The sequence below is a fragment of the Microbacterium sp. LjRoot205 genome (assembly GCF_056175745.1).
Map to the genome: position 1 here is coordinate 108,496 of NZ_JBGFFH010000007.1, position 17,664 is coordinate 126,159.

The following is a 17,664-nucleotide window of genomic DNA, read 5'->3' on the forward strand; positions in this document are numbered from 1 at the left end:
CGACCCGCCGCCCGGCCTTGTCAGCGGCTCCGTCAGGCGTGCAGGTCGACGCCCTTCGTCTCCTTCACCATCGTGACTGCGATGAGGGAGATCAGCGCCGCGGCGGCGATGTAGACGCCGATCGTCCACGCCGCGTGGAACTGGTTCATCAGCGTCTCTGCGATCATCGGAGCGAACGCCCCGCCGAGAATGGCACCCAGTGCATATCCGATGGAGACGCCCGAGTAGCGGACGTTGGCCGGGAACATCTCGGCGTAGAGGGCCGCCTGCGGGCCGTAGGAGAGCCCGAGTGCGAACGTCATCACGAACAATGCCACGAAGTACCAGAGGATGTTCGCCGTATCGATCAGGAACCACATCGGCACAGCCCAGAGCGCGAGTGCGATGTAGCCGATCTGGAAGGTGCGGACCCGCCCGAGACGATCGGAGAGGTGACCGCCCCAGAGCGTGAAGATGAGCCATCCGAACGAGGCCAGCGTCGTCGCCAGCAGCACGGGAGGACGCTCCATGCCGAGAGCGGTGACAGCGTAGGTGGCGAAGAACGCGATGAGCAGGTAGCCGGCGGCGTTGTTTCCGATGAAGATCAGTGCGGTGAGGACGACCTGCTTGGTGTTCTTGCGGAACAGGCGGCCCAGCGGTGCCGAGGCCTCCTGACGGCGGCGCCGGAGATCTTCGAAGACCGGGCTCTCATCGACTGCGCGCCTGATCACGTAGCCGACGGCGATCAGCACGATCGACATGAGGAACGGGATCCGCCAGCCCCACTCGAGGAACGCCTCGGGTGACATCGAGCTCGTCAGCACCCAGAGTGTCGCTGTCGCGAGGATCATGCCGATCGGAACACCGATCTGCGGGAAGGCGCCGAAGAGTCCGCGTCGGTTCGTGGGCGCGTGCTCGACGGCCATCAGCGCCGCACCGCCCCATTCACCGCCGGCCGAGAACCCCTGCAGGATGCGGAGCACGATGAGCAGGATCGGCGCCGCGACACCGATCGCCGCGTAGGTCGGCAGCAGGCCGATCAGGGAGGTGGAGAGCCCCATCATCACGAGCGTGAAGACGAGCATCCTCTTGCGGCCCAGCTTGTCGCCGAGGTGCCCGGCGACGATGGCTCCGAGGGGGCGGAAGAGGAAGGAGATCCCGATCGTGGCGAAGGACAGGATCTGCGCGAACCCCTTGTTCTCCTCGGCGATCGGAGCGAGGAAGAGCGGAGCGAGCACGAGGCCCGCGGCTTGCGCGTAGATGAAGAAGTCGTACCACTCGATCGAGGTGCCGACCAGGGTGCTGGCGAGCACCCGCCGTTCCTCGGCGGGCATCCTCGTTTTCGTGCTGTCTGCGGAGACTGCTGACGTCATGCGAACTCCATTGTTCTGCGGGTGGGGGAGAGAGCGACGACGTGCCGCTCCGAATCACTTACCGAATGATCGGTCAGTAATTGACGAGAGTAGCGCACGCCGACCCGCGGCCCAAGCACTGCGTCCATGGCGGCGCAGGAGTGCGACGTGCGTGGCCCTCACACCCGCCCGAATGCACGCAGCGGATGCTCGATGAGCTCGGTGACTCGACGCAGGAAGCCGGCGGCGTATCCGCCGTCGCACACCCGGTGGTCGAACACCAGCGAGATCTGCACGATGCGGCGGGGGACGATCTGCCCGTCGATCACCCACGGCCGCTCGATGATGCGACCGATTCCGAGGATCGCGACGTCGGGGTGGTTGATGATCGCGGCTGAGCCGTCGACCCCGAGTCCGCCGTAGTTGTTCAGGGTGAACGTCGATCCGCGCAGGCGCTCGGGCGGCATCGACCCGGAGCGGGCTGCAGTCGTCAGGTCGCGCAGCGCCGCGTCGAGCTGCGCGACGGAGAGCTCGTGGGCGCGGGGGATGACCGGAACGACGAGCCCGCGTGCGGTGTCGGCGGCGACGCCGAGATTGACGCCCTCGAACGAGATGAGCTCTGAGGCGTCGTCGCTCAGTCGAGATGCCAGCACCGGATGATCCTCCAGGGCGAGCAGCACGAAGCGCGCGATGAGGGCTGTGAGCGAGGGGGCTCTGCCGCCCTCGGGAGCCATGCCGGCGCGCAGCGTCCACAGCTCGGTGGCGTCGACGTCGACCCACACGGTCGCCTCGGGGATCTCGGAGCGGCTGCGGCTGAGTTTCGCGCTCACGGCGCGGCGCAGAGCCGACAGACGCTCGCGCGAGACCACGGCGAGGCCGTCGAGGCTCTGCCCGCTCGCGCTGCGATGCTGTGCGGCTGCGCCGTCGACGGCATCGTCGACGGCCGCGGCCAGGACGTCGGCGCGGGTGATCGAGCCGTCGTGTCCGGTCGGGGTGATCTCGTGCACGTCGAGCCCGAGATCTCGCGCCAGGCGTCGGACGAGCGGTGAGCGCACGGCCACCGTGCGCCGCGAGGCGGTCGTCGGCGGGGCGGGAACGCCAGGCTCCGTCGGCATCGGCTCGGGCAGCGTCGCTTCTGCCGAGGGAGCGGCATCACGGACGCCCGACGTCGGGACCACGGTCGCCCGCGCACGACGACGACCGGTCGTCACGCGGTCGGAGGTGCCGTAGCCGATCAGGACGTTGCCCGAGCCCGCCCGCTCCTCTTCTCGGTAGGCCGCGTGCTCTGCGGCATCCGACCCGTTCGGTGCGCCCGAGTCGGTCGTGCTCGCCGGCTGCGTCGCATCGGAGACCTCGAGAACCGGGGCGCCGACGTCGATCGTCTCGCCAGGCTCTCCGTGCAGGGCGGTCACGACTCCCGCGAAGGGGGAGGGCAGCTCGACGATGCTCTTGGCCGTCTCGACCTCGGCGATCGCCTGGTCGGTGACGATGGTGTCGCCGACCGCGACCAGCCACTGCACGAGGCCCGCCTCGGTCAGGCCCTCGCCGAGATCGGGGAGCCGGAAGACGCGGGTGGTGAGTGCGGTCATGACGCGTCCTCCCAGTGCAGCGAGTCGATCGCGTCGAGGACGCGGTCGACATCGGGCAGATACCAGTGCTCGAGCTTCGGCGGTGCATACGGGGTGTCGAAACCGGTGACACGTCGCACCGGCGCCTCCAGATATTCGAAGCAGCGCTCGAACACCCGTGCCTGGATCTCGGAGGCGACGCTGGCGAAACCAGGGGCCTCGGCGATCACGACTGCTCGTCCGGTCGCACGCACGGCGGCCGTCACCGTCTCGTCATCGAAGGGAGACAGCGAGCGGATGTCGATGACCTGCACGCTGCGCCCCTCGGATGCCGCGACGTCTGCCGCCTCGAGAGCGAGCGGCACCGAGGCGCCATAGGCGATCAGGGTGACATCCGTGCCCTCGCGGGCGACCCTGGCGGTGCCGATCTCGGCGACCACCGAGGTGTCGACCTCGCCCTTCGTCCAGTACAGCTTCTTCGGTTCGAGGAAGATCACCGGGTCGGGCGACGCGATCGCCGCTCGCAGCATCGAGTACGCGTCCTGCGGCGTCGACGGACTCACGACCGTGAGCCCGGGGGTATGGGCGTAATACGCCTCGGACGAGTCGCAGTGGTGCTCGACTCCGCCGATGCCGCCGCCGAACGGGATGCGGATCACGAGCGGCATCCGCACGGCGCCGCGCGTGCGGTTGCCGAGCTTCGCGACGTGGCTGACGATCTGCTCGAACGCGGGAAGCGCGAAGGCGTCGAACTGCAGCTCGACGACGGGCCTCATGCCGTTCATCGCCATGCCGACGGCTGTGCCGACGATGCCGGATTCGGCGAGTGGGGTGTCGAAGCAGCGATCCTCGCCGAACCGCGCGGTGAGCCCGTCGGTGATCCGGAAGACGCCTCCGAGCGCGCCGACGTCTTCGCCGAACACCACGACCTCCGGATCGCTCTCGATCGCGTCCGCGAGGGCGAGATTCAGAGCGGCGGCCATGCTCATGGTCGATACGGCCGCGACACGCATGTCGACGCGGACGTCGTCGTGGGCGATGGTCATCGTGCACCTCCTGCGGGTTCGTGCGTGCGCTCGATCTCGCCCCTCAGCAGGTGCCACTGTTCTTCTCGCTGCGGCGAGCGAGACTCGGTGACGAAGCGGAAGAGGTCTTCGGGGTCGATGTCGGCATCCGTGTTGAGCGCCTCCCGCATCGCCGCAGCCGTCTGCTCGGCTCCGTCGGCGTACTCCGCCTCGAGCTCTTCCGTGAGCGCGCCCGTGCCAGTGAGGTACGTGCGCAGACGTGTCAGCGGATCACGCGCGACCCACGCCTGGACCTCCGCGCGCTCGCGATAGCGGGTGTCATCGTCGGCATTCGTGTGCGCCTGCATCCGGTAGGTGTGCGCTTCGATGAGCGTCGGTCCGCCGCCGGCGCGCGCCCGATCGACCGCATCGCCGAGCACTGCCAGCACTGCGGCGACGTCGTTGCCGTCCAGGCGCTGCCCCGGCATCCCGTAGCCGATCGCCTTGTGGGCGAGGGAGGGCGCCGCGGTCTGACGACTGAGCGGTACGGAGATCGCGAACTCGTTGTTCTGCACGAAGAAGACGACGGGCACGTGGAAGACCGCGGCGAAGTTCATGGCCTCATGGAAGTCGCCTTCGCTGGTCGCGCCGTCACCGCACAGGGCCACGACCACGGTGCTCTCGCCGCGCCTCTTCGCGGCATACGCGAAGCCCACCGCGTGCAGGAGCTGCGTGGCGAGGGGAGTCGCCTGAGGAGCGACGTGGTGCGCCCGCACGTCGTAGCCCGAATGCCAGTCGCCCTTGAGGAGCACCATCGCGTCGGCCGGGGCGACGCCCCGCGCGACGACCGCCACCGAGTCGCGGTACGTGGGGAAGAGCCAGTCGTCATCGGCGAGAGCGAGAGCGACGCCGATCTGGCACGCCTCCTGACCGTGCGACGACGGGTAGACGGCCAGGCGACCCTGCCGCACGAGAGCGCTGGCCTGGTCGTTGATGCGTCGACCCTCGACGAGACCCCGATAGGCGGCGAGCAGGGCGTCGGCGTCCGGGAGCGCGTAGCGCTCGTCCTCGATGACCCTGCCGTCTGCATCGATGAGCTGGACCGCTGTGTCGCACGGCAGCAGATCTGCATGTTCCATCCGTTCGCCCTCCTTGCCGAACCCGATGAGGACAGCATGCGCCTCGGGAGACAGTCGTCCAAGAAAAATCGACGGATCGTGGACGATTGCCGTCGGGTTGCCCATCCGTACGACGAAATGTCAGAATTCAGGCACGGACGAAGGGGTTCCATGATCACGCTCGACGAGACCGACCACGCGATCCTCGCGGAGCTGAGGGCCGATGCGCGTGCGTCCATGACCGCCATCGCCGAAGCGGTGCACATCTCGAGGGCGGGCGCGCATGCGCGGATCAAGCGCCTCACCGATGCGGGCATCATCACCGGATACTCGGTGCGCACGGATCCGGTGCTGCTCGGCCACCACGCCAGCGCATACGTGACGCTCGCGATCGAGCAGGCGACGTGGCAGGAGGTCAGCGCCCGGCTCCGCGCCATCCCCGAGATCGAGCACATGGCACTCGTCGGCGGAGACTTCGACGTGATCCTGCTCGTCCGAGCGAGCGACGCGCGCGACCTCCGTCGGATCGTGCTGGAGGACATCCAGGCGATCCCGTCGATCAGGTCCACCCGCACCACCCTCATCTTCGAGGACTTCACCCTCGTCTGATCCGGTGTCCGAGCGGGGGACGCCGAGGTCATCCCTTCGCACTCGGACATCTGCGGCGCACTCCTCGACAAGTGGGCCGCCCGACGGCGTCCGACAATGAGACGACCGCCAGTTCCTTGGCACGCGTCCCGCTCGAAGGAGAGTCCCGATGTCCGAATCCGCCGCATCCGCAGCCACCGCGCTGCTCGACCGCATCCAGGCGCCGGAGGGCGCCGGACGAGACATCCCGGATGCCGCCACACGTGACGTCATCGGTCGTGCCCCCGAGCATTCGGTCGGTGACCTCGACGAGGCGATCGCGCGGGCGCGGGCCGCGCAGCCCGGCTGGGAGTCCCTCGGGCACGCGAAGCGCAGCGAGCTGCTGATCGCCGCCGCCGATGCGATCGACGCGAACGCCGAAGCGCTCGCGCACCTCCTCTCGCGCGAACAGGGCAAGCCGCTGAACGGCCCCAACGCGCGCTTCGAGCTGGGTGCGTGCTCGGCGTGGCTGCGCACCAACGCGACGATCCCGATCGAGTCGCAGGTGCTCGTCGATGACGAGACCCTGCATGCCGAGCTCGTCTACAAGGCCGCCGGGGTCGTGGGCGCGATCGGTCCGTGGAACTGGCCGCTGATGATCACCGTCTGGCAGATCGGTCCGTCGCTGCGGATGGGCAACACCGTCGTCGCGAAGCCCAGCGAGTACACACCCCTGAGCGTGCTCGCGATGCTGGCGGTGATGAACGACGTGCTGCCGGCCGACGTGCTCATCGGCGTCTCCGGCGACCGCGAGGTCGGCGCCCGCCTCGCCTCGCACCCCGACATCGACAAGATCATGTTCACCGGATCGACAGCCACCGGGCGCCGCATCATCGAGAGCTCGGCCGGCAACCTCGCCCGCCTCACCCTCGAGCTCGGGGGCAACGATGCAGGCATCGTGCTGCCCGGCACCGAGGTGTCGGCGATCGCCCAGGATCTCTTCTGGGGGGCGTTCATCAACACCGGTCAGACGTGCGCGGCGATGAAGCGCCTCTACGTGCACGACTCGGTCTACGACGAGGTCGTCGACGCGCTCGCCGAGATCGCGGCATCCGTGCCGATGGGCAACGGGCTCGACGAGAACAACGTGCTGGGTCCGCTGCAGAATCGCGCCCAGTTCGACATCGTGTCGAGGCTGGTGGAGGACGCGAAGGGCCGCGGCGCCCGTGTCGTCACCGGCGGCGAGGCGGCGCCCGAACTCGGCGAGCTGTTCTACCGGCCCACGATCGTCGCCGACATCGACAACGGCGCGGCCCTCGTGCAGGAGGAGCAGTTCGGACCCGCGCTTCCCGTGATCAGGTACAGCGACGTCGACGAGGCGTTCGCCTTCGCCAACTCGGTCGACGTCGGTCTCGGCGCATCGGTCTGGGCGAGCGACCCCGAGGCCGCTCGCGAGGCGGCGACGCGCATGGAGTCGGGCACGGTGTGGGTCAACTCGCACGGCGGGCTGCATCCCATGGTGCCGTTCGGCGGGGTGAAGAGTTCGGGCTACGGCCTCGAGTTCGGCGTCGAGGGGCTCAAGTCCGTCGCCGTGACCCAGGTCGTCTCGGGTCCGGGGCGGAAGGCTCAGGCATGAAGTCCGCGATCGTCGTCGGGGCAGGGACCTCGGGAGCGATCGTCGCACGACGGCTGGTGGATGCGGGAGTCGAGGTCACGCTGATCGAGGCCGGAGGGTACGACTCGAACCCCGCGATCCACGACCCGTCGAGGGCGGGGGAGCTCTGGCACTCGGCCGATGACTGGGACTTCTTCACCGTGCCGCAGGAGCACGCCGGCGGTCGCCGGCTGCATCTTCCGCGCGGAAAGGTCACCGGTGGGTCTCACGCGCTCAACGCCATGATCTGGGTGCGCGGCGCGGCCTCCGACTACGACGCATGGGAGCGCGCGGGCGCGACCGGGTGGGGGTGGAGCACCGTCGAACCCGTCTTCGACGCGCTCGAGCACGACGTGCTGCCCGTCACCGACAAGTACGAGCTCTCGCCGATCCAGGCGTCGATCATCGACGCGGCGGTCGAAGAAGGGCTGCCCCGCAATCCCGACTACAACGGCGGCACCCTCGACGGCGTCTCCCAGCAGCAGGTGACCATCCGCGACGGACGCCGGGTGAACACGTGGATGGCTTACGCCCAGCCCGTCGCCGACAGGCTCACGATCCTCACCGGACGCGAGGTGCATTCGGTGATCGTCGAGGAGGGTCGTGCCGTCGGCGTCCGGCTCGGATCCGGGGTCGACTCCGAGGATGTCTTCGCCGACGAGGTCGTGCTGTCCGCCGGTGCGATCGGATCGCCCGTGATCCTCCTCCGCTCCGGCATCGGCCCCGCCGACGAGCTCGCAGCCCTCGGCATCCCGGTCGTGGTCGATGCGCCCGGCGTGGGCAGGAACCTGCACGACCACCTGCTCTCTCCGGTCGTCTTCACGACGGAGCGGCCGGTGGGGCCGCCGCAGCCCGGCGTCTCGGTCACCCAGTCGCACCTCTTCTGGCGCAGTCACGACGACCTCGCAGAGCCCGACACGCAGCCGATCCACTTCTCGGTGCCGATGTGGGGCGACCTCGAACCTCGCGGAGACGACGGATTCACGCTCATGGCCGGCCTCGTGACGCCGCACAGCCGGGGCACGCTCACCCTGTCTGGTCCCGACCTCGCCGACCCTCCGCTGATCGACCTCGCTGCGCTCGCGGACGAGAGGGATGTCGCCTCGCTCGCGGCATCCGTGCGTCAGTGCCGTCGGATCGGCGGGCAGCCGGCGCTCGCCGACGCGTGGGGAGCGACCGAGGTGTATCCAGGCCCCGACGTGCCGGACGAGGGGATCGAGGACTGGGTGCGGCGCACCGCCATCACCTACCACCACCAGGTGGGCACCTGCCGGATGGGGTCGGATGCCGACGCGGTCGTCGATCCACTGCTGCGCGTCCGCGGCCTCGAGGGGCTGAGCGTGATCGATGCCTCGGTGATCCCGACCGTTCCGACGGGCAACACCAATGCGCCCGCCGCGATGATCGGCGAGCTCGGGGCGAGGTTGCTGCTCGGACGCTGACGGGGGTGCACGCGCGAAGAGCCCCCTCCTGCGAAGTGCAGGAGGGGGCTTCGGCGTCTCGTCGGGCGTGCGTGTCTGTCAGCCCGCGGTGTAGACCTCGCGACCGGCGAACCACGTCGAGCGCACCGGGGTGTGCACGATCTCGTCGGCGGGGCCGGCGATCGCATCACGGGCCAGCACGACGAAGTCCGCCGACTTGCCCGGCACGAGCGACCCGGTCTCCGATCCGAGACCCATCGCGGTCGCGGCGTTGATCGTGAAGACCTCCAGCGCTTCTTCGGCGGTGATCGCCTGCTCGGGCCAGAGGACGCCGGGTGCGCGACCGAGGGGGTCGGCGCGCGTCACGAGTCCCTGCAGTCCTTCGAGCGTGTTCGGAGACTCGCTCACCGGCCAGTCGGAACCGCCGGCGACCAGCGCTCCTGCATCGATCAGGGCGCGGTTGGGCTGCGAATGCTCGGCTCGATCACCGAGCACCTCGGCCAGCGCCTGGGGGATCACACCGGGGAACCAGATGAACGGCGAGATGTCGGCCGATACATCGAGGGCTCGCAACCGGGGGATGTCGTCCGCGGCGAGGAACTGGCCGTGCGCGATCTGGATCGGGGTGGTGAAGCCGTCGGCGCGGATGCGTGCGGCGACGTCCAGCACGAGTCGTGCCGACCCGTCACCCGTGCAGTGCACCTTGGCGCCGAGTCCGCGCTCCGCGACCGAGCGCAGCCATGTGTGCAGCTCGTCGAAGTCCATCGTCGTCTCACCGTGGAAGTGGGCGCCGTGCACGGCATCCGCCACGTACGGCTCGAGGAACGACGCCGTCCGCGCGGGAGGCACCCCGTCGAGGAAGATCTTCACGAAGTCCGGTCGATGGTGCGGAGTCCGGTACTGCTCGCCGAGGTCGATGAGCGCCGCGCCGATCGGATCGAACCCGAAGATCTCGTCGTTGATCAGCAGCGACGACACGACCCAGGCGCTGAGCTCCTGAGACCGGTCGAGTGCCGCGAGCGCGGCGAGGATGTCTGTCGACACCCCGGCATCCTGGAACGTCGTGATGCCGAAGGAGTTGAGGATCTCGACGCCGCGGCGCGACGCCGCGATGTGCTGCTCGGCCGTCAGCCCGCCACTGCGGTCGTAGGCCTCCTGCACCGGGATGCCCGCGGCCTCGAGCAGCACCCCGGTCGGTGTCCCGTCGTCGGGATCGAGCAGGGTGACGCCGGCGGAGGGGATGCCGTCGGCGGTGATGCCGGCGAGCTGGAGTGCCCGGGTGCTCGCCCACCTGTTGTGCCTCGAGTCCTCGACCAGCACCACCGGTCGCCCTCCGGCCGCCTCATCGAGACGTTGCCTGGTCGCAGTGTTGGCGAGGGTCGGCAGCAGCGTGGTCGACACCGGGCCGCCCACGATCCACGCGTCAGGCGGCAGCGTCTGCGCCTTGTCGCGCACGAGGTCGAGGATGTCGTCGAGAGCGAGCGACGGCGGCAGCGAGAGCTCGAACAGCTCGGTGCGGCCGGCCATGGCGTGATGGTTGTGCACATCGACGAAACCGGGGTAGACCGCGGCGTCGCCGACGTCCAGCATCCGCGTGTCCGGCCCGCGGTGCGCCTGCATCTCGGCCCTGGTCCCGACGCCGAGGATCCGGCCGTCGCGCACGGCGAACGCCTCCACGACCGGCTTCCGGCGATCCGCCGTGCGGATCACCGAGCCCGTGACGATCAGCTCGGCCGACACCATCTCAGACGGCTCCGAACAGGGCGGGTTCGAGACCCTCTGCGTGATGCGTCGTCGAGAGCAGCCTGCCGTGCGCGCCGAACGTGAAGTGCGTCGGCACCTCGCCCGACTCGTCGAGTCCGAACAGCACGCCGTGCGAGCGGATCGCGTTCACATCGCGGTGGTCGGCGATCGTGACGGACGCGCACGGGATGACCTTCTCGCGCCACGCGAAGATGTAGATGCCGGGGCGCACCTCCCAGACGCTGTTCTCGTCGGTGTCGGCGAGACCTCGTTCGGGGCCGGCGAGGCACTGCCACGAGTACCAGCGCTCCGAGAGGTAGACGTGCTCGTATGCGTGCTCCTCGCTGTAGACCCACTCGACCCGCCGCCCGATGAGAGTCGTCGCCGGGGCGGGCTCGGCGCCCGTCACGGTCGCGCCTTCGATGATGCTCGGCGCGAACACGTGCTGCACGCGGGTGCGCCCCTGTTCCGGCGCAGGCAGGATCACCGAGATGACGGCGAGGGCGCGCCCGTGGCGGAGGTCGACGACGAGCGACACGGCCTCGTTCGGCAGGTACCTGTGGTGGAACTGCACGAAGTACAGGTCGTCATCGACCTCGAAGGCCTCGTAGTCGTCGGTGTCGGATGCCGGCGCTGTCGAATCCTCGGCACCGGGGCGGTAGTCCCACGTGACCGTGGTGTCGGCGAATCGGTGCGAGATGCGGGTTCCGCGCGCATCCACGACCGTGATCTCCCGACCGCTCAGCGCGGTCGTGTGCGGGGCCTTGTTGGCGTCGAACCCGGGGGCGAGGCCCTCGAGCGGAAGCCAGGTGGACGTGTCGGCGGGGTTCAGAGTCGTCATGTCTCTCCTCGAGATGGGGTGCGGGTCGGGTGAGCGTCAGCGGTCGCTGAATCGCTCGAGGTCGGATGCGAGGCCCTCGTACACGGCGGGCCTCGAGCGCTTCAGATAGGCGCCGTAGGCGATCCCGCCGATGAGAGCCACCACGAGCAGCAGCGGCATGAGGCGGATGGCGAGCTCTTCGGATCCGGCGACGATGTTGAAGTTCACGATCGCGAGCACCGAGATCGCGGCGATGCCGAGGAATCCGATGCCCGGAGCGATGAACGTGCTCCACCACCTCGGGTCACGGGAACGACGGAAGTACACGACGATCGAGATCGCTGCGAGTCCCTGCAGGATCAACACGCTCAGGGTGCCGAAGCCGAGCATCGCCGGCACCAGGGTGAGGATCGGGTCGGCACCGGCGATCGCGAAGATGATCGCCACGATCGCGGCGAATGAGGCCTGCACGATCCCCGCGATCTGCGGGGCGCCGTTGCGTCGCGTGCGGGCCAGTGCATGCGGAAGGATCCGCGCGCGCCCAAGGGAGTAGAGGTAGCGCGTGGCGGAGTTGTGGAACGCGAGCATCGCCGCGAACAGGCTGACGAGCAGCAGGATCATCATCACCGTGGTCAGCGGACCGCCGAGGTACTGCTGCGAGAGGGTGAAGATGAGGTCGCCCGTCGGCAGGTGCTCGAGAGCCGTGGTCTGTGCCTGCGCGACGCCGGTCGCGCTCACGACGGCCCACGTGGTGACGCCCAGGATCACGCCGATCGCGATGATCGAGGTGTAGGTCGCGCGCGGGATGGTGCGCAGCGGCTGCTTCGCCTCCTCGCTGAACAGGGCGGTCGCCTCGAAACCGAGGAAGCCTGTCGCGGCCAGGAGCAGGCCGATCGGCAGGGAGCCCGAGAACACGGCTTCGGGGCTGAAGGCGGCCACGTCGTATCCCGTCTGCACGAGCACCGAGACGTCGAAGACCACGAGCATCAGCACCTCGAGCACGAGGCACACCCCGAGGATCTTGGAGCTGAAGTCGACGCCGACCCTCGCCAGCACGAAGCAGACGACGATCGACAGCAGACCCCAGATCAGCCAGTGCACGTCGAGGCCCGTGAGGTCACGGATGATGTTCTGCATGAAGAAGCCGCTGGTGCCGATCGTGCCGACCACGAAGAAGTTGTAGCCGAGCGTGGCGATGAGGCCCGCGACGAGACCGCCCGTGCGGCCGAGACCCTTCACGACGAAGGCATAGAAGCCGCCGGCGTTCACGAGCTGCTTCGACATCTGCGCGTATCCCACGGCGAACAGCAGCAGGATCGCGGCGACCAGGAAGAAGGCCATCGGTGTGCCGCCACCGTTTCCGAGGGCGATCGCCAGGGAGGCGACGACCACGATGCCCGTCAGCGGTGCGACGGCGGCGAGCACGAGGAAGACGATCCCGGCGACGCCGAGCGCGCCGGGTCGAAGAGAGGTGTGGTCCTGCTGCGTCGTGGACGCAGATATCGGGTCTGCCACGTCGGCTCCTTTGCTGGGTGACGGCCGTGTCGAACGGCATCGAGGATGAGGGGGATCGTCGATAGAGCGAGTCTGCTCGCGCCGCGAGTCCGGCGGTTGACCCTGAGCGAAGGACGATGGTGCCAGCGCGCACAGCCGTCCATGCCGTGTTCCCGGCTTGCGCACGGCGGAGCAGGATGACCGTGATGACACCGCCGTCCTTGAGGAGCGCCGCCCGGCGCTGCCGCGGAGTCTCGGGGGAGATCATGGACCTGCAGCTGAGCGGCACGACCGCGCTGATCACGGGAGCAGCGAGCGGCATCGGGCGTGCGACGGCGCTCGCGCTCGCCGCGGAAGGGGTGCGTGTGGCCCTGCTCGATCGCGACGGTGCTGCGCTCGCTGAGACGGCACGCGGATGCCATGACGCCGTGGTGCGCGTGGCTGATGTCACCGACCAGGCACAGGTCGCGGATGCGGTCTCGACCTCCGTCGAAGAGCTCGGTGGGTTGGATGCTGTCGTCTGCTGCGCCGGGATCTCGGGCCCGGTCGGGTCGCCCATCGATGAGATCTCGCTGCTCGAGTGGAACACGGTGTTCGCCGTCAACGTCACGGGCGCGTTCCTCGTGCTGGCGCAGGCGCTCCCCGCGCTGCGCGCTTCGGCCACCGCATCCGTCGTGCTGCTCGCGAGCGACTCCGCGTTCGTGTCATCGCCGGGCATGGCGCCGTACTGCGCGTCGAAAGCGGCGCTCGTCCAATTGGGCCGGTCGCTGTCGGTGGATCTCGCCCGAGACGGCATCAGAGTGAACACGGTGGCGCCGTCGATCGTCGACACGCCGATGAGTCGGGGCGACCTCGGCGCCGATGCGTTCGTCGATCCATCGTTCGCGGTGCAGACGCCCGAAGACGTCGCCTCTCACGTGCTCTACCTCGTGTCACGACGCAGTGGAGCGATCAACGGCACGACGATCGTCAGCGACTTCGGGTATTCGGCCCGATCAGGATTCCCCGCCTGATGACCTCGGGGGCAGCGGATGGTGCGTGAGCGCGTGGACTTGCGCGTGAGCGCGTGAACTGCGCGGGAGCGCGTTAACTGCGCGGGAGCGCATCAGGAACAGGAGCAGACATGGGCATTGCAGTCGGATCGACGGTCTCGGGGCACGTCGTCGTCATCACCGGCGGCGGAACCGGCATCGGCGCGGCGGTCGCCGAACGGTATGCCGCAGAGGGCGCTCACGTCGTCGTGGTCGGGCGGCGGCCTGAGCCGCTGCGCGCCGTGGCGGATGCGGTGGGCGCTCATCCGATCGTCGCGGACGCCGCCGACACGGCATCCGCGCAGGCTGCGGTGGCTGAGGTGCTCGCGACCTTCGGGCGGCTCGACGTGCTGGTCGCGAACGCCGGCGGACACGGGTTCTCACCCGTCGCCGACACCGACGACGACAGCTGGGACGCGGCGATCCGCGCCAACCTCACCACGGCGTTCGTCATGGCGCGGGAGGCATTGCCGTCGCTGATCGAGGCGAAGGGGCAGATCGTGATCGTGTCGTCGCTCGCCGGTCTCTTCGCCGGGCCGTCTGTGGCCGGATACACGGTGGGCAAGCATGCTCTGATCGGTCTGACGCGGACCCTCGCCCGCGACTACGGACGACGGGGTGTGCGCGTGAACGCGGTGTGCCCCGGGTGGGTGCAGACGCCGATGGCGGACGACGAGATGGACGAGTTCGCCACGCAGGCGGGCCTCGGGTCGCGCGAGGAGGCATATGCGACCGTGACGGCGGACGTGCCGCTGCAGCGACCGGCTCGCCCCGCCGAGATCGCGTCGGTCGTGCGGTTCCTCGGGTCGGGGGAGTCGTCGTACGTCACGGGTGCCGTGATCGTGGCGGACGGCGGATCCCACGTGGTGGATGTGCCGACGATCGCGTTCGATCGGGCGGGGATGTAGGGAGCATCTGTTCGGTGTTCGGTGCTGGGCTGGGTTGGGCTGGGTTGGGCTGGGTTGGGTTGGGTTGGGTTGGGTTGGGTTGGGTTGGACGGGGCAGGGCAGGGTTGGGTCGGCCGTGCCATGTGGCGTCGTGCAATGCCGTGCAATGCCGTGCAGTGTCGTGCCGTGCCGTGCCGTGTCGTGCCGTGTCGTGCCGTGTCGTGCCGGCCGTGCGTGCCGTGCCGGCTGTGCGTGCCGACCTGTGTCGGGCGAGCGGTGCTATGCCGCCCCCTGTCGTTGAGCAGCATCCCGGAAGACTGGAATTCCCTCCTGACCTAGGAAAAATTCGGGACTGTGCGGGTCTCGAATGTCGGTGGTCCCCGGTTGACTGGGGGGTATGAACAGCACTGCGGAGCTTCTGGATCGGGTCGTCGCCGACCTCGACGCGGTGCTGTCCGACGACGCTCTGGCGGGGTTGTCGGATGCGGAGCGGGTTGCGGTGTTGCAGGGGGCGGGGGCGGTGTTCCGGCGTGCCGAGGCGGTGATCGTGGAGACGATCGCGACGGGGGATCCGGGCGACTTTCCGCATTCGGCGGGGTGCCGGGGGCTGAATGAGCTGTTGCAGCGGACGGTGGGTGTGGATGTGCGGGGTGCGACCCGGGTCGACAGGGTGGTCGATCTGGTGCGGCGGCCGATGAGTCTGGCGGGGGAGAGGATGCCGGCGCAGTGGGCGGAGATGCGGCTCGCCCTGCTGGACGGGGTGGTCGGGGTCGCGGGGTTTCTCGCCGCGACGGCACCGATCGAGAAGGTGTGGGATCGGCTCACGGTCGATCAGCGGTTGGCGGCGGATGTCGCGTTGGCGGGGTGCGCCCGCGGTCACAGCCTCGAGGCGGAACCCGGCGACGACTCGACCGGGGACGACCCGGACGTGGACGAGCATGCGGCGGGTCCGTCTCCGACGGCGCAGGATCTGAAGGCTCTGGCGGAGGATCTCGCGTCGATGTTCGATCCGGATGGTGAGGAACCGAAAGACGAGGACGCGCGGCGTCGTCGGGGGATCACGATCGGCCGGGTGAAGGACGGCATGCATGCGATCCGCGGCTACCTGACCCCGGACGCCGCGGCCCAGTTGCAGCTCATCCTGGACGCGATCCTCAACCCCAAGGGCGACGGGCCGCCGATGCCCGGGGTGTTCTTCGCCCCGACCGGGGGCACCGATGCCGACACCGATTCTCCCGACGCCGACTCTTCTCCTGGTCCTGGTCCTGGTCCTGGTGCTGGTGCGAGCTCGAACGCTGACACGGATGCGGGGGAGGACCCGTTCAACTCCGACCCGCGGTCTGTGCTCGACGACCGCACCGCGGCCCAGAAACGCCACGACGCCCTGACCGCAGCGCTCGGGATCGCGGCCCGGCACAAGGACATGCCCACCCTCGGCGGTGCATCACCGGTCGTCGTCGTCACCGTCGACGCGAACGACCTCGCCACCCACTCCACTCATGCCCCCGGCCCCACAGGCGCCGCGTTCGGAGGAGCCGCCTTCGGGGGTGCCGCTTCCGAAGGTGTCGCCGCCGGGGGCGCTGGGTCTGGAGCGAGTGGCAATGGTGGGTGGGCGACGATCCCAGGATCCGGCGCCCATGTTCCCGTCTCTGTCGCCGCGCAGATCGCATGCTCAGGAGCGATCCAGCGCGTGCTCATGGACGAGGGGCGGATCATCGGGATCACGACCACGGATCGGATCTTCACCGTGCACCAACGGCGGGCGATCATCGCCCGCGACAAGGAGTGCCTGATCCCCGGATGCCACGTCCCCGCCTCATGGTGCGAGATCCACCACGTCACCGAACACGCCAGGGGCGGCCCCACGCACACGGATAACGGTGTGCCGTTGTGCTGGTGGCACCACCGCTCCCTCGGCACCTCCGGATGGGAGATCCGGATGAACGACGGCCTCCCACAGGTCCGCGGCCCGGCATGGTGGGACCCCGGCCAGCGATGGCGCACCCCACGACTCAGTGCAGCGCAATTCAAAGTTTCCGCGCGCTTCGCCCGCGCCGGATGATATGGGCGAAATCAACCACACCGCCACGAACGGTCAGAGCACGCCTCAACGGTGCTCCGCCGAGGAGCTACTCGCGCGCCTCCGACGTGTCGGGTCTCAGCGCGTCGTCGGAGCGGCGTCACGCCGCACTGCCGATGCGATGATCTCCCGATGTGATGGTCTCGCCGCAGCGCCGCAGCGCCGCAGGCCGCAGCGCCGCAGCGCCGCAGTCCGGCAGTCCGGCAGTCCCGCAGTCCTGCACTCGCCGCAGCAGCGTCAGCGGGTCACTGCGTCACCGCCGTGCCCACGCCACCGCATCATCGAACGGTGAGCTCGAACCCGTCAGCGGTGGGAACCACGGCCACCTGCGTGAGGTCGTCGACGTGGAAGGTCGGCTGATGAGACGTCGCGTGAGAGCCCACGCCGATGACCCGCATCCCTGCAGCATGGGCGGCCTGGATACCCGCGCCGGAGTCCTCGAACACGACGCAGTCGGCGGGGTCGATGCCGAGCAGCTTCGCACCCAGCAGGAAGCCTTCAGGGTCCGGCTTCGATGCCGACACGCTCTCTGCGGTCACGGTCAGCGAGGGCACCGTGAGCCCCGCCTGGCCCATGCGGGCGTTCATCAGCGTCACGTCGGCGGACGTCACGATCGCATGCGGATAGGGGCGCAGAGCCTCGAGGAGCACGTCGGCGCCCTCGATCGCGATGACGCCATCGACGTCTTTGCTCTCGTTCGCCAGCATCACGGCGTTCTCTCGGATGTTGATCTCGTGATCCCGCTCCGGAAGCATGATCGCCATGCTCTGATGTCCCTGGCGACCGTGCACGACATGCAGCACCGTCGCCGGGTCGATTCCGTGCGGCGCGGCCCACTCCAGCCACAGCCGTTCCACGACGGCGGTCGAATCGACGAGAGTGCCGTCCATGTCGAGCAGGACGGCGCGGGCGCTGATGGTCTCAGTCATCCCCTCAGGCTACTGCG

Annotated in this window: 14 protein-coding genes; 6 read left to right on the top strand and 8 right to left on the bottom strand. The window is 69.1% G+C overall.

Annotated features, from left to right (window positions below; genetic code table 11):
* Positions 1-32: 32 nt before the first annotated feature.
* The 4 genes from AC04ME_RS13960 to pdhA form a co-directional block, all read right to left on the bottom strand.
* Positions 33-1,352 (bottom strand): MFS transporter, encoded by a 1,320-nt coding sequence (locus AC04ME_RS13960; protein WP_475435542.1) that lies wholly within the window; start codon positions 1,350-1,352, stop codon positions 33-35.
* A 158-nt stretch (positions 1,353-1,510) separates the two neighbouring features.
* Positions 1,511-2,920 (bottom strand): dihydrolipoamide acetyltransferase family protein, encoded by a 1,410-nt coding sequence (locus tag AC04ME_RS13965; RefSeq protein ID WP_475435544.1) that lies wholly within the window; start codon positions 2,918-2,920, stop codon positions 1,511-1,513.
* Positions 2,917-3,945, bottom strand: coding sequence for an alpha-ketoacid dehydrogenase subunit beta (locus tag AC04ME_RS13970; protein WP_475435546.1), 1,029 nt, complete (start codon positions 3,943-3,945; stop codon positions 2,917-2,919). Before AC04ME_RS13970 ends, AC04ME_RS13965 begins: the two co-directional genes overlap by 4 nt.
* Positions 3,942-5,042 carry a pyruvate dehydrogenase (acetyl-transferring) E1 component subunit alpha gene (pdhA, locus tag AC04ME_RS13975; protein WP_475435548.1) on the bottom strand — a complete coding sequence of 367 codons (1,101 nt, stop codon included), beginning with the start codon at positions 5,040-5,042 and terminating at the stop codon, positions 3,942-3,944. The genes AC04ME_RS13970 and pdhA overlap by 4 nt, the downstream gene beginning before the upstream one ends.
* Positions 5,043-5,192: 150 nt before the next feature.
* Between pdhA and AC04ME_RS13980 the strand changes: the two genes are divergently transcribed.
* The 3 genes from AC04ME_RS13980 (at position 5,193) to AC04ME_RS13990 (ending at position 8,684) form a co-directional block, all read left to right on the top strand.
* On the top strand, positions 5,193-5,630 hold the full coding sequence (locus AC04ME_RS13980; RefSeq protein ID WP_042541627.1) for an Lrp/AsnC family transcriptional regulator: 438 nt from the start codon (positions 5,193-5,195) through the stop codon (positions 5,628-5,630).
* Positions 5,631-5,778: 148 nt separating this feature from the next.
* Positions 5,779-7,224 (top strand): aldehyde dehydrogenase family protein, encoded by a 1,446-nt coding sequence (locus AC04ME_RS13985; protein ID WP_475435550.1) that lies wholly within the window; start codon positions 5,779-5,781, stop codon positions 7,222-7,224.
* On the top strand, positions 7,221-8,684 hold the full coding sequence (locus AC04ME_RS13990) for a GMC family oxidoreductase (protein WP_475435552.1): 1,464 nt from the start codon (positions 7,221-7,223) through the stop codon (positions 8,682-8,684). Before AC04ME_RS13985 ends, AC04ME_RS13990 begins: the two co-directional genes overlap by 4 nt.
* Positions 8,685-8,762: 78 nt before the next feature.
* Here AC04ME_RS13990 and AC04ME_RS13995 read toward each other — a convergent pair whose 3' ends face one another.
* From AC04ME_RS13995 to AC04ME_RS14005, 3 genes are read right to left on the bottom strand one after another with little or no spacing between them, the layout of a single operon-like run.
* Positions 8,763-10,406 carry an amidohydrolase gene (locus AC04ME_RS13995; RefSeq protein ID WP_475435553.1) on the bottom strand — a complete coding sequence of 548 codons (1,644 nt, stop codon included), beginning with the start codon at positions 10,404-10,406 and terminating at the stop codon, positions 8,763-8,765.
* A gap of 1 nt (position 10,407) precedes the next feature.
* Entirely contained in the window at positions 10,408-11,247 is an 840-nt protein-coding gene (locus AC04ME_RS14000; RefSeq protein ID WP_079112447.1) for a molybdenum cofactor biosynthesis F family protein, read from the bottom strand.
* A gap of 36 nt (positions 11,248-11,283) precedes the next feature.
* Positions 11,284-12,741 carry an APC family permease gene (locus tag AC04ME_RS14005; protein WP_079112448.1) on the bottom strand — a complete coding sequence of 486 codons (1,458 nt, stop codon included), beginning with the start codon at positions 12,739-12,741 and terminating at the stop codon, positions 11,284-11,286.
* Between the two features lie 185 nt (positions 12,742-12,926).
* Here AC04ME_RS14005 and AC04ME_RS14010 point away from each other — a divergent pair, with 185 nt between their 5' ends.
* From AC04ME_RS14010 to AC04ME_RS14020, 3 genes are all read left to right on the top strand, one after another.
* A complete protein-coding gene (locus tag AC04ME_RS14010; protein ID WP_228385663.1) occupies positions 12,927-13,733 on the top strand; it encodes an SDR family NAD(P)-dependent oxidoreductase in 807 nt (268 codons plus the stop codon).
* A gap of 110 nt (positions 13,734-13,843) precedes the next feature.
* Positions 13,844-14,659 carry an SDR family NAD(P)-dependent oxidoreductase gene (locus tag AC04ME_RS14015; RefSeq protein ID WP_042541621.1) on the top strand — a complete coding sequence of 272 codons (816 nt, stop codon included), beginning with the start codon at positions 13,844-13,846 and terminating at the stop codon, positions 14,657-14,659.
* A 376-nt stretch (positions 14,660-15,035) separates the two neighbouring features.
* Entirely contained in the window at positions 15,036-16,700 is a 1,665-nt protein-coding gene (locus AC04ME_RS14020) for an HNH endonuclease signature motif containing protein (protein ID WP_475435556.1), read from the top strand.
* A gap of 296 nt (positions 16,701-16,996) precedes the next feature.
* On the opposite strand, the gene AC04ME_RS14025 is transcribed toward AC04ME_RS14020, so the two are convergent.
* Positions 16,997-17,647 carry an HAD-IA family hydrolase gene (locus AC04ME_RS14025; protein WP_367821309.1) on the bottom strand — a complete coding sequence of 217 codons (651 nt, stop codon included), beginning with the start codon at positions 17,645-17,647 and terminating at the stop codon, positions 16,997-16,999.
* Positions 17,648-17,664: the final 17 nt, after the last annotated feature.

Bases quoted from the DNA above. Each gene is read 5' to 3' on its own strand.
- AC04ME_RS13960 (WP_475435542.1), bottom strand. From the start codon at position 1,352: ATGACGTCAGCAGTCTCCGCAGACAGCACGAAAACGAGGATGCCCGCC.
- AC04ME_RS13965 (WP_475435544.1), bottom strand. From the start codon at position 2,920: ATGACCGCACTCACCACCCGCGTCTTCCGGCTCCCCGATCTCGGCGAG.
- AC04ME_RS13970 (WP_475435546.1), bottom strand. From the start codon at position 3,945: ATGACCATCGCCCACGACGACGTCCGCGTCGACATGCGTGTCGCGGCC.
- pdhA (WP_475435548.1), bottom strand. From the start codon at position 5,042: ATGGAACATGCAGATCTGCTGCCGTGCGACACAGCGGTCCAGCTCATC.
- AC04ME_RS13980 (WP_042541627.1), top strand. From the start codon at position 5,193: ATGATCACGCTCGACGAGACCGACCACGCGATCCTCGCGGAGCTGAGG.
- AC04ME_RS13985 (WP_475435550.1), top strand. From the start codon at position 5,779: ATGTCCGAATCCGCCGCATCCGCAGCCACCGCGCTGCTCGACCGCATC.
- AC04ME_RS13990 (WP_475435552.1), top strand. From the start codon at position 7,221: ATGAAGTCCGCGATCGTCGTCGGGGCAGGGACCTCGGGAGCGATCGTC.
- AC04ME_RS13995 (WP_475435553.1), bottom strand. From the start codon at position 10,406: ATGGTGTCGGCCGAGCTGATCGTCACGGGCTCGGTGATCCGCACGGCG.
- AC04ME_RS14000 (WP_079112447.1), bottom strand. From the start codon at position 11,247: ATGACGACTCTGAACCCCGCCGACACGTCCACCTGGCTTCCGCTCGAG.
- AC04ME_RS14010 (WP_228385663.1), top strand. From the start codon at position 12,927: ATGACACCGCCGTCCTTGAGGAGCGCCGCCCGGCGCTGCCGCGGAGTC.
- AC04ME_RS14015 (WP_042541621.1), top strand. From the start codon at position 13,844: ATGGGCATTGCAGTCGGATCGACGGTCTCGGGGCACGTCGTCGTCATC.
- AC04ME_RS14020 (WP_475435556.1), top strand. From the start codon at position 15,036: ATGAACAGCACTGCGGAGCTTCTGGATCGGGTCGTCGCCGACCTCGAC.
- AC04ME_RS14025 (WP_367821309.1), bottom strand. From the start codon at position 17,647: ATGACTGAGACCATCAGCGCCCGCGCCGTCCTGCTCGACATGGACGGC.